Source organism: Alistipes sp. CHKCI003 (assembly GCF_900021155.1).
In the GTDB taxonomy this organism is placed as follows: Bacteria; Bacteroidota; Bacteroidia; order Bacteroidales; family Rikenellaceae; genus Alistipes; species Alistipes excrementavium.
On record NZ_FCNT01000006.1, the window covers coordinates 121,649 to 128,580 of the forward strand.

Genomic DNA, 6,932 nt, shown 5'->3' on the forward strand with positions numbered 1-6,932 from the left:
CACGAAATATGGCTTTCAAATTAGATGCTAAAATTCCTGCCGGCGAACTCGCTCAGAAGTGGAGCAACCACAAGGCAGCTATCAAGGTCGTGAGCCCCGCCAACAAACGCAAGCTCGACATCATCGTCGTCGGAACGGGCCTCGGAGGCGCTTCCGCAGCTGCTTCGCTCGGCGAACTGGGCTATAATGTCAAGGTATTCTGCATTCAGGACTCGCCGCGCCGCGCCCACTCGATCGCTGCGCAGGGCGGCATCAACGCCGCGAAGAACTACCAGAACGACAACGACTCGGTGTATCGTCTCTTCTACGACACGATCAAAGGCGGCGACTATCGCGCCCGCGAGGCCAATGTCTATCGTCTGGCCGAGGTGGCCAACCTCATCATCGACCAGTGCGTCGCTCAGGGCGTGCCTTTCGCCCGCGAATACGGCGGTCTGCTGGCCAACCGTTCGTTCGGCGGCGCGCAGGTTTCGCGTACGTTCTATGCCCGCGGCCAGACGGGCCAGCAGTTGCTCTTGGGCGCCTATGCCGCGCTGAACAAGGAGATCGCCGCCGGTTCGGTGAAGAGCTATCCGCGCCACGAGATGCTCGATCTGGTGATCGAGGACGGCGAGGCCCGCGGCATCATCGCCCGCAACCTCGTTACGGGCGAGATCGAGCGCTTCGGCGCCCATGCCGTCGTGATCGCCACGGGCGGCTACGGCAATGTCTTTTTCCTTTCGACCAACGCCATGGCGTCGAACGGTTCGGCCGCTTTCCAGTGCTACCGCAAGGGCGCCGGCTTCGCCAACCCCTGTTTCACGCAGATCCACCCGACGTGCATTCCCGTGCACGGCGACCAGCAGTCGAAACTGACCCTCATGTCGGAGTCGCTGCGCAACGACGGCCGCATCTGGGTACCTAAGAAGATCGAAGACGTGAAGGCGCTCCGTTCGGGTGCCAAGAAACCGTCGCAGATCGCCGAGGAGGACCGCGACTACTATCTCGAACGCCGCTACCCGGCCTTCGGCAACCTCGTGCCGCGCGACGTGGCTTCGCGTGCCGCCAAGGAGCGCTGCGACGCCGGATTCGGCGTGAACGAGACGGGGCTGGCCGTCTACCTCGATTTCAAGACCGCCATCGAACGTCTGGGCAAGGATATTATCAAGCAGCGTTACGGCAACCTCTTCGATATGTACGAGGAGATCACGGACGTCAGCCCCTACGAGGAGCCGATGCAGATCTTCCCTGCCGTACACTACACGATGGGCGGCATCTGGGTCGACTACAACCTGATGACCACCATTCCGGGCCTCTATGCCATCGGCGAGGCCAACTTCTCGGACCACGGTGCCAACCGTCTGGGCGCATCGGCGCTGATGCAGGGATTGGCGGACGGCTATTTCGTGCTGCCCTATACGATCGGCGACTACCTCTCGCACAAGATTCAGGCACCGAAGGTGAAGACCGACACGCCGGCTTTCGCCGAGGCGGAGAAGAACGTGAAGGAACGTATCGCCAGACTGTTCTCCGTCAACGGCAAGCAGTCGGTGGACGACATCCACAAGAAACTCGGCCACATCATGTGGGAGAATGTCGGCATGGCTCGGTCGAAGGAGTCGCTCGAAAAGGCGATCGTCGAGATTCAAGCCCTGCGCAAGGAGTTCTGGAAAGATGTGAAGGTCGTCGGCAAGGCCGAGGAGTTCAACGTCGAACTCGAAAAGGCGCTGCGTCTGGCCGATTTCCTCGAACTGGGCGAGCTGATGGCCCGCGACGCACTCAACCGCGAGGAGTCGTGCGGCGGCCACTTCCGTGTGGAGCACCAGACCGAAGAGGGCGAGGCCAAACGCGACGACGAGCGCTTCGTCTATGCGGCCGTCTGGGAATACAAGGGTCCGGATGCGGCTCCCGAGCTGACGAAGGAATCGCTCAACTTCGAATTCGTACACCCCGCACAGCGCAACTACAAAGACTGATGCTTTTGACGTTAACACTTTAATCACGATTTGGAATTATGAATTTTACATTAAAGATATGGCGTCAGAAGGACGCTAAGAGCAAGGGTGGTTTCGAAACGTACAAGGTCGAGAACATCTCCGCCGACACCTCGTTTCTTGAGATGCTGGATATTCTGAACAACAACCTCGTCCACGAGGGCAAGGAGCCCGTGGCCTTCGACCACGACTGCCGCGAGGGTATCTGCGGCATGTGTTCGCTCCACATCAACGGTTTGGCGCACGGACCCGGACAGGGCGCCACGACCTGCCAGATCTACATGCGCAAGTTCAGGGACGGCGAGACGATCACCATCGAACCGTGGCGTTCGGCCGCTTTCCCCGTCATCAAAGACCTCGTGGTGAACCGCGGTGCATACGACCGGATCCTTCAGGCCGGCGGCTTCGTGTCGGTGCGCACCAATTCGGTGCCCGACGCCAATGCGATTCCCATCCCGAAGGCCGATGCCGACGAGTCGATGGATGCCGCGGCCTGCATCGGCTGCGGTGCGTGTGCGGCGACCTGCAAGAACGGTTCGGCCATGCTCTTCGTCGCAGCCCGCGTATCGTCGCTGGCCAAACTGCCGCAGGGGCGTGTGGAGGGTGCCCGTCGTGCGAAGGCGATGGTCGCCAAGATGGACGAGCTGGGTTTCGGCAACTGCACCAATACGGGTGCCTGTCAGGCCGAGTGCCCCAAGTCGATCTCCATCGCGCACATCGCCCGTCTGAACCGCGAGTTCCTTTCGGCGAAGTTCGAAGACTGATCGGCCGAGGCGCGAAGACGCGCTGACAAATCCGATTTTACGATTCCACCCCCGTCGGTCATAATTTCCGGCGGGGGTGATTTTCATCCGGAGAGACTTCCGGAGGGTCTCTTGCTCCGCGTACCGTGCGTAGAGAAAATCTGTTCGCGGTATGTTCGTGGGATAAATTTTGTAAGTGGTCGATCGAAAAGGTGATGATCGAGGGGATGCGATGCGCTTTTTTCGAGATCGGACATAGAAAGCGCGGACGTTTCCCCTGCCTGTAGGTATCGCCATTATCCAACTCTAACCAGGTAAACGCCCGCGCAAATGCGAACGTTCGACCGTTGTTTTGTAGAGTTAAGTTAAAATTGGCGATTTTACAGACTCAAAACAAAGGCAAACGTGTTGTTGTCTTATTTCGGACGTAAAGATAATCATATTCTCTCAACTTATTACCTCCGTGTCTTTTCGCGGCATGGAAACACTCGAAGCTGCTATGTACGGACCCGAACCGCGTTCGTTCGGAATCCGCAGATGCGCTTTTCCGGCCGGAGGACGCTGCCCGGCATTGCGCGGCGTGCGTTGCGACGAAACGATTTCCGCGCAAAAAACGTATATTTGTAGGGAGATGACCGCAACCGATTCTAAAACATCATAACCTATGAACACCATTCCTCCTATCTTCTGGTCAGTGCCCGCGGCGTCGGTCGCAGCGCTGCTTTTCGCCTATGGATTCTATGTCCGCATGAAGCGCGAGAGCGAGGGCACGGAACGCATGCGCGAGATCGCGGGCTACGTCCGCAAAGGCGCCATGGCCTATCTGCGTCAGCAGTATAAGGTCGTTTCGATCGTTTTCGTGGTGCTGGCTCTCTTTTTCGCGTGGCTGGCCTACGGTGTCGGCGTGCAGAATCCGTGGGTTCCCTTCGCATTCCTCACGGGCGGTTTCTTCTCTGCTCTGGCCGGATTCTTCGGCATGAAAACGGCTACCTATGCATCGGCCCGCACGGCCCATGCCGCGCGGCAGTCGCTCGACCGCGGTCTGAAAGTCGCCTTCCGCAGCGGAGCGGTGATGGGGCTCGTGGTCGTGGGATTGGGATTGCTCGATATTTCGCTGTGGTATGTGGCGCTCAATTATTTCATCGAGGCCGACGGATCCCAGAAGCTCGTAATGATCACCACGACGATGCTGACCTTCGGGATGGGCGCGTCGACGCAGGCCCTGTTCGCCCGCGTGGGCGGCGGCATCTACACCAAGGCCGCCGACGTGGGCGCCGATCTGGTCGGCAAGGTCGAGGCGGGCATCCCGGAGGACGATCCGCGCAATCCCGCGACCATCGCGGATAACGTGGGCGACAACGTGGGCGACGTGGCCGGTATGGGAGCCGACCTTTACGAAAGCTACTGCGGCTCGATTCTCGCCACGGCGGCACTCGGTGCGGCGGCCTTCGCCGCTGCAGGCGATCCGGGCATGCAGGCGCGCGCCGTGCTGGCGCCTATGCTGATCGCCGCTGTCGGGATCGTGCTTTCGCTGCTGGGCATTTATCTGGTCCGCACCGACGAGGGCGCCGACATGCGCCGGCTGATGCGTTCGCTCAACATAGGCGTGAATTTCAGCTCCGTGCTGATCGCCGCCGCCACGTTCGGCGTTTTCCGACTGCTGGAGATACAGAACTGGCTCGGCCTCTCCTTTTCGGTGATAACGGGGCTGGCGGCCGGGATCGTCATCGGCAAGGCCACCGAGTACTATACGTCGCACTCCTATAAACCGACGCGCAAGATCGCCGAAAGCGCCGGCACGGGACCGGCGACCGTCATCATATCCGGTATCGGTACGGGCATGATCTCCACGGCCGTTCCGGTCATCACGATCGGTGCGGCCATCATTCTCGCTTATCTCTGCGCCGTCGGATTCGACCTGCGGGGCATGCTCTCCGCGGCGAATATGCCGCTCGGCCTCTACGGAATCGGCATCGCCGCCGTCGGCATGCTCTCGACGCTGGGCATCACGCTCGCCACCGACGCCTACGGACCCATCGCGGACAATGCGGGCGGCAATGCACAGATGAGCGGGCTCGGGAAGGAGGTCCGCAAACGCACCGACATGCTCGATGCGCTGGGCAATACCACGGCCGCCACGGGCAAGGGTTTCGCCATCGGTTCGGCGGCCCTCACGGCTCTCGCGCTGCTGGCTTCCTACATCGAAGAGATCAAAATCGGATTGCTCCACATCGGGCGGCGGACATTGGAATTGGGCGAAGGCGTCGAGCGGCTCGTGCAGGATGCCTCGATCCTCGATTTCATGGATTACTACCGCATCACGCTGATGAATCCCGTGGTGCTGGTCGGCATTTTCATCGGGGCGATGATGTCGTTCCTTTTCTGCGGCCTCACGATGAACGCCGTGGGGCGTGCGGCGCAGAGTATGGTCGCCGAGGTGCGGCGCCAGTTCCGCGAAATCAAGGGAATCCTTACGGGCGAAAGTACGCCGGACTATGCCCGCTGTGTAGAAATTTCCACGCGGGGCGCCCAGCGCGAGATGCTCTTTCCGAGTCTGCTGGCGATCGTCGTGCCGGTGGCCGTGGGATTCGTGTTCGGCGTGGCGGGCGTGATCGGCCTGCTGGTCGGCGGTCTCGGTTCGGGATTCGTGCTGGCGGTTTTCATGGCCAATTCGGGCGGCGCGTGGGACAATGCCAAGAAGATGATCGAAGAGGGGCATTTCGGCGGCAAAGGTTCCGATTCCCACAAGGCGACGGTCGTGGGCGACACCGTAGGCGACCCGTTCAAGGACACGGCGGGACCTTCGCTCAATATCCTCGTGAAGCTGATGTCGATGGTGGCGATCGTCATGGCCGGTGCTACGGTCGCCTATCATCTGTTTTGACGCAGAGACGGACGCCGGAACCGCTAAGGCCGCACCGTCCGGTGCCGTTGCGGCGGATGTAAGTGCGGACCGACGCAAGAGCGGCCGTTCGCCCCGGGGCGGATCGCCGAAAACGAAGCGGTTGTCCGATAAGTCGTCGACAACCGCTTCGTTTTGCATTGGCTGGGTAGCTATTGGACAGACCGCAGTAGTCCGAGGGATAAGTTGCGGTCCCGTAGGGATAGAGTACGCGATAGGGATTGATGCAGTAGCATCAAAAAGTATCCGCAAAAAAGATTGATTTTATTTCTTGGCCCAAACTAAAAAATATATATGCGAAGAAACATCACAATATATGAGCATGAAAAACCTAAAAACGACGGCCCCGCACCTTTCGACAATACGTTCGGGACGAGGCAGACAACCCCTCCCTCCCGCCGGAGGAGCCGAGAACCTGAAAACCCGCAACTGCGACATGACCAAGCGAAGCATTTTCAATGCCCCCAAGATCGTACTCGTCTTCAACAACCAGCGCGTGCTGATCTCCATGTACAAATCGCTGAATGTTGCTTCCCAAGCGATGAACATCTCTGCGCAATCGATCTCCCTGTGTTGTTTGGGAAACCGCATCTCCTGTTACGGTTGTTATTTCAGATACTACTATTTCGATAAAGTTGAAATAGTGCCTCATCTGGATTTCGGACGCCTGCGCGTCGAAGAGTACGATCGCATGTGCGGCGAAGTGTGCCGCTACCACGACTCCAAGGAACTGTCGCGCCGCAAACTGTGCGCGGAAAAGAGGCGGAAACTCAAAAACGAAGCAAAGCATGAATAGAATCCTGTCGGTGCCTTTTCTGCGGGGCACACTGAGAATCAGCAGAATGCCCGCAGGAGAAGCACAGGACGGAAAAAGGCGATAAGGGTAGTGCGAGGGAGAAGCAGTCTTTCAGGGCCGAAACGAGGAATGAGGCCATAAGTTCAGGAACGGAAGAGACATGGTTTCGATCGCCGGCCGAAAGGAGTGAGTTGGAACGGGAGTGTCTGTCTCGGATCGTCTGTTCGACAGCGGAAGCGGATCGGCGGCGGGAACCGCAGGGCGGAGTAGAGGCGATTGTCTTTTCATAGCGTTCATTCGACGAAGCGAGGAATCTGATCCGGCGGTTTTTTCGTTGAAAGCAAAATCGTTCTCGTATTTTTCATCCGCTGCGACTTTGCGGATAAGAGCGAAGGGGCTGTCTAACAAGTTTAGATGGCCCCTTAAAATTTTTTTTAGTGCCCAAATCCATAAAATGGATAGTTTTAATAACAAATAAGGTGCAAATATTTTGCAGAATAAGAGACGATTTTCTATAT

The 6,932-nt window shown here is 58.6% G+C and carries 5 protein-coding genes; 4 read left to right on the top strand and 1 reads right to left on the bottom strand.

What is annotated here, in order from left to right; genetic code table 11:
• Positions 1-8: 8 nt before the first annotated feature.
• The 4 genes from BN3659_RS00935 (at position 9) to BN3659_RS00950 (ending at position 6,414) form a co-directional block, all read left to right on the top strand.
• Positions 9-1,955 (top strand): fumarate reductase/succinate dehydrogenase flavoprotein subunit, encoded by a 1,947-nt coding sequence (locus BN3659_RS00935; protein WP_091533819.1) that lies wholly within the window; start codon positions 9-11, stop codon positions 1,953-1,955.
• Positions 1,956-1,993: 38 nt separating this feature from the next.
• Positions 1,994-2,737, top strand: a complete 744-nt coding sequence (locus tag BN3659_RS00940) for a succinate dehydrogenase/fumarate reductase iron-sulfur subunit (RefSeq protein ID WP_091533820.1) — start codon at positions 1,994-1,996, stop codon at positions 2,735-2,737.
• 643 nt (positions 2,738-3,380) lie between these two features.
• The gene (locus BN3659_RS00945; RefSeq protein ID WP_091533822.1) at positions 3,381-5,600 is read left to right on the top strand and encodes a sodium-translocating pyrophosphatase; all 2,220 of its coding nucleotides are present in this window, start codon (positions 3,381-3,383) and stop codon (positions 5,598-5,600) included.
• Positions 5,601-5,940: 340 nt separating this feature from the next.
• Positions 5,941-6,414 (top strand): hypothetical protein, encoded by a 474-nt coding sequence (locus BN3659_RS00950; RefSeq protein WP_141682442.1) that lies wholly within the window; start codon positions 5,941-5,943, stop codon positions 6,412-6,414.
• A gap of 111 nt (positions 6,415-6,525) precedes the next feature.
• On the opposite strand, the gene BN3659_RS13235 is transcribed toward BN3659_RS00950, so the two are convergent.
• Positions 6,526-6,932, bottom strand: a 407-nt coding sequence (locus BN3659_RS13235; protein WP_216092782.1) for a hypothetical protein, incomplete at its 5' end; no start/stop codon positions are given.

Coding starts and splice junctions, on each gene's coding strand:
- BN3659_RS00950 (WP_141682442.1), top strand. CDS start 5,941: ATGAAAAACCTAAAAACGACGGCCCCGCACCTTTCGACAATACGTTCG.
- BN3659_RS00945 (WP_091533822.1), top strand. CDS start 3,381: ATGAACACCATTCCTCCTATCTTCTGGTCAGTGCCCGCGGCGTCGGTC.
- BN3659_RS00935 (WP_091533819.1), top strand. CDS start 9: ATGGCTTTCAAATTAGATGCTAAAATTCCTGCCGGCGAACTCGCTCAG.
- BN3659_RS00940 (WP_091533820.1), top strand. CDS start 1,994: ATGAATTTTACATTAAAGATATGGCGTCAGAAGGACGCTAAGAGCAAG.